Here is a 4,880-nt window from a genome sequence, read left to right on the forward strand (position 1 = left end):
TTATTCACTATCCATTTTTTAAGTTGGCGTTTTTTAATGTTTTAAATGCTTTATAAGCGTATTTCAGCTTTTGTAGGTCAAAACCCGGAAATTTGATAAAGACATAAGGTGCACATAGTGCAAAAAATTAAACATGAGACGCCAGATACGTTGAGTTTTTTTGTCATTTAATCTGTACAGAGAAGATAAATAAATAGCTTCAGTTTCATGATAAGGGCGCTGGCGAGGTTTGTCAAGGAAGTTTTTTGTTTCTGTGGGCTACCTGGATGACAGGATTGCTCTTGAATTTGTATAGCTACATTGTCGGTAAATCCAAATTGCTTTAGTTATAGAAATAAATTTCGAGTCAGATGTGTATAAATTCTATATAATTTTTATCCTACTACTAATTTAACAAGATGGATCATATAGATATTATAAAATCAAAATTATTATTATCCGACCTAGTAGGTAAAAAAGTCAGATTAATAAAAAGAGGAGATAGTTTTGTTGGGCTCTGTCCATTTCATAACGAAAAAACCCCATCTTTTTCGGTGAGCAATACTAAGGGGTTATATTACTGTTTTGGTTGCTTGGCTAGTGGTGATGCATTTGAATTTATTTCACAAACTGAAGGATTAAGCTTTAAAGAAGCATTGGAAAAATTAGCATCGGTTACAGGTGTTGAACTGCCCAAAAATCTTAGTATTACAAAAGAGGACAATAAACTATTTTTAGCGCTTGATTTAGCTGCAAATTGGTTTGCACAAAAAAATCAAGGTGTTGTAGATTATTTAAAGCAGCGTAAGATTTTACCTAAAATCATAGATAAATTTAAGATAGGTTATGCACCAAGCTCTGGTTTGAAAGAGTATTTAAACTCTTCAGGTATTGAAGACAAAATTTTAATTGATATTGGATTAGTAAACAAAAATTTTCATGATTATTTTTATGACCGGCTGATATTTCCTATACAGAGCATTGCAGGGAGAGTTATTGGTTTTGGCGGACGTGCGCTAAGTTCTGAGCAACAGCCGAAATATTTAAACAGTCCAGAGAGTCAGCTCTTCAAGAAGAGGGAGAATTTATACGGATTAAACTTTGCTTTAAGCGAAATACGTAAAAAACAGCACATACTCGTTGTTGAAGGATATATGGACGCTATAGCGCTACATCAAGCGGGAATTAGTAATGCAGTTGCTCCGCTTGGTACCGCAATTTCTGCAGAACAGATAAAAAATCTATGGAGATTTGCTAAAGAAATCTCCATCTGTATGGATGGCGATAGTGCTGGACGTCATGCTGCTACTCGAGTTGCAGAACTTGCTCTGCTAATATTAGAGCCTGGATACACGTTAAAGTTTGTGACTTTGCCGAGTAATAAAGATCCATACGATATATGTAACGAACTGGAATACAAGAAAGAAGACGTGTTGACTGCTCTTGACCATTCAACAAAACTGCATTCTGAATATTTATGGCATCACATAATCGATAGCAATTTGCAAAATTATGAAAAACTTGCTCCGGAAAAATATTCAATTCTTGAGCACAAGTTCATGGAATATGTAAATACTATTAGCAACAGCAGTATTAGAAGGTATTACAGAGATTATTTTTACAATAAGGCTAGTGAACTAAGAAGTAGCTTCAAAAAACAGATTTTTAATAGTAAAACTAGAGCAACAAAAGGTGAGTATCTTCATAACAAGTCTCCAGAGCTAATTGAAGCAGAGCAAAATCAGGCCGTAATTTTGCGTGTAGCCGTAGAATTTCCTGAAATCTTGAACCGTCCTATATTTTTTGAGCAATTTTCTCATTTTGAATTTACTAATGAGATGAAAAGATTACAACAGCGTATAATTGATGTAATAAGTAACAAAAGCAACCTCGATAAAGAGGCTTTGTTACAAGAATTGAAACAGTTTAACGTTATAAAGTATGTATTTGAAAAAACTAGTGTACTAAATAGCCAACTGAACGAGAGAAAATCTGCAGAAATTGTGTGGAATAATATAGTGTTACTAAAAGAGTTAAATGCATTACGAAAAGAAAGAACCGAAGCGAGGCTGAGCGGTAATCTTGACTTAGAGGAAAGGTTGATAGAACAAATAAAGCAAATAGAAAGCAGTATACAAGAAATGCAAATGGAGTTTATTGAAAAGTAGATATCGTCTCGTTAGTCAACAAGAAAATTACAAAATAAGACAATATTTTACATAAGATTGAAATTTTTAACTAATTAAGCCTTCCTCTAACAGCTTTGCCCTGTAGTTTTTGATATGGTTAGGATCACTTGAAAATATATAATTTTTGTAGTTAGCTCTGCTGTGCATATAAAGTTTACTATTGACTTTTATCACATTATCTCACATTATCTCACATAATATGCATGTGAGAAGAATATGAACTGGAAGAATTTTCGTCTTAGTACGCGTCTCAACCTAGAAGGGCCTGTAATTGAGCAAGTGTACGAGTTAATTACTGCAGTTGATAGTGTTAAAAATAGCTGGCAGATAACGAAAAAACTACTACCACAAACAATTGAAAGATTAACTCATTCAGTTATTGTTACATCTTCTGGCGCTTCTAACCGTATTGAAGGAAATCGTCTAACCGATAAAGAAGTTGAGGATCTATATAAAAACCTACGTGTCAAAAAATTTAAAAATAGAGATGAGCAAGAAATTGCTGGCTACTTAGAAATGCTTACACTAATATTTCATGATTATACGGATATTCCAATTAGTGAGTCATCAATATTGCACATTAACAACCAGATGCTACTTTATAGTGAAAAAGATTTGTATCATAGAGGAAAATACAAAGCAAGTTCTAATAGAGTTGAGGCAAAAGATCAGAATGGAAAAGTTGTTGGTATAATTTTTGATCCCACACCACCTTACCTTGTTAGAAAGGAAGTACAAGAGCTTATTGATTGGTATCACTGGTCCTTAAATAATAAATTTAAGCATCCTCTTATTATTATTGCTAACTTTGTTTTTGAGTATCTGGCAATACACCCTTTTCAAGATGGGAATGGCAGAACTAATAGATTGATGACTAATTTAATGCTGTTGCAGCAGGGTTATGATTTTGTATCTATTGTATCACATGAAAAGATAATTGAAACTAACAAACTTGATTACTATTTAGCGCTTAATAAAACACAAAGTAGCTGGAAAAGTGGCAAAGAAGATATTTCCCCGTGGTTAATATTTTTTCTTAATGTACTCAAAACGCAAGCAAATGAGGCGCATTATATTCTTGAGAGGGAGAATACTGAATATTTATTATCAAGAAAACAATTGTTCTTCTGGGAATGGGCACTTAGCCTTGCAGATAAAGAATTTAGTAGAAAAGATGCTATAGAAGCTCTAGGATTTCCTCCAAGAACAGTAGAGGCAATTACAAAGAAACTGCTAGGGATGAAATACTTACAGCGTCTTGGAGAAGGCAAAGCCACTAGATATAAAGTTATTATTTAAAAGTTTTAGTATGTTTTTCGAGATTTTTTTAAATCCAGTCTTATGCACAACTTTGTTTGCAATTTTATTCGATTAAAAATTGCATTTTAGCAATAAAAAACTTACTTATTGTAGGAAAATCTTGTGTTTGTTCTCATATAAAACTATTTATGGAGTGACAATGGTACATGTATTATACTTACATTTCTGATTCGAAAATTTATGCAGTTGTTTCTAACAAGATTGATCAACAAATTCTATTGTTTAAAGATGAGAAATAAAGTAATCATCATTTCCAGTATTGCTTTTATTCTACTGTTTTTTATCAGCAGTGCATTTTTAAAAAAAGATCAGGCGGTTCATAGCGATAATGCAACTAGTAGCTTTTCAGTAAAAACTCAAGAATGTGCGCCGCAAAACCGCACTATATATTTAAATTTTTCTGGTACAGTAAATCCCTTACATAGAGCTAGCCTTGTCTCAAAAATAAGTGGTAAGATTATTTCTATTTATTTACCTGATGGTGAAAAGGTAAAAAGAGATGATGTAGTGTTAAAGATAGAAGATTATGACAGGATTGAGCAAGCTCAGAAAGCCAAAGCTTTATTAAAGCAGCGTGAAATTGAGTATGATTCCTCTCACAAACTGAATAAAAAAGGCTATGGGGCACAAATACAAGTAGAAGCAGCTTTTACTGCGTTACAAAGTGCAAAAGCTGACCTAAAAAGGCTAGAATTAGATTTAGAAAGTACTGCAGTCACATCTCCTATAGATGGTTATATTGATAAAATCAATGCAAACGAAGGGGATTTTGTTAATGCTGGGCAAAAAATAGCTGACGTGGTTAATTTCGATCAAATTCTTGTAGTGTTATACGTTTCGGAAAATGAAGTAAATAAAATAGAGCTAGGCAGCACAGCTCAAATTAATTTGCTGGACGGAAAAGAATTGGCAGGTGAAGTAAGTTTTATTAGTAAAATTGCTGAGCCTAAAACTGGGTCTTATAGGGTAGAAGTAAAGGTAACTAATAATAAAATGATATCCTTGCAGGGACTAACTGCCAACGTAAGGCTACCTTCAGGCGAAAGATTTGCATATAAAGTGCCTTCTTCAGCCCTGAGCTTAAGTGACGAGGGTGCTCTTGGAATAAAGATTGTTGATGACAATAATTATGTAGTATTTGCACCAATAGAAATTGTTGATCATGAGAGCGATGGGGTTTGGATAGTAGCAAATAACGAAGATAAACCCATAAAGTTAATAGTATTGGGCCACCTATTTGTTAAGCCTGGTGATAAGGTTTAAGACATAAGATCCTTTGACCTTACCCAGAAAAAGTGGAGAGAAAGTGTGGAATGTTTTTTACAAAAAGAATGATGCATCAAATTGTTCTGGAATGCAATAGTTAATAGTGACGTTGTTTGTTATAAAAAA

3 protein-coding genes are annotated in these 4,880 nt (G+C 33.3%); all 3 read left to right on the forward strand.

Annotated elements, in window-relative coordinates; all coding sequences use genetic code 11:
• Positions 1-398: 398 nt before the first annotated feature.
• The 3 genes from dnaG to OZD62_RS02765 all read left to right on the forward strand — a co-directional run bounded on the left by dnaG (position 399) and on the right by OZD62_RS02765 (position 4,751).
• Positions 399-2,147, forward strand: coding sequence for a DNA primase (dnaG, locus tag OZD62_RS02755; RefSeq protein ID WP_275019383.1), 1,749 nt, complete (start codon positions 399-401; stop codon positions 2,145-2,147).
• 237 nt (positions 2,148-2,384) lie between these two features.
• On the forward strand, positions 2,385-3,467 hold the full coding sequence (locus OZD62_RS02760) for a Fic family protein (protein WP_275019384.1): 1,083 nt from the start codon (positions 2,385-2,387) through the stop codon (positions 3,465-3,467).
• A gap of 201 nt (positions 3,468-3,668) precedes the next feature.
• Positions 3,669-4,751: an efflux RND transporter periplasmic adaptor subunit gene (locus OZD62_RS02765; RefSeq protein ID WP_275019385.1), complete on the forward strand. Its 1,083-nt coding sequence runs from the start codon at positions 3,669-3,671 to the stop codon at positions 4,749-4,751.
• Positions 4,752-4,880 lie beyond the last annotated feature (129 nt).

Source organism: Wolbachia endosymbiont of Drosophila seguyi, assembly GCF_028981765.1.
GTDB lineage: Bacteria > Pseudomonadota > Alphaproteobacteria > Rickettsiales > Anaplasmataceae > Wolbachia > Wolbachia pipientis.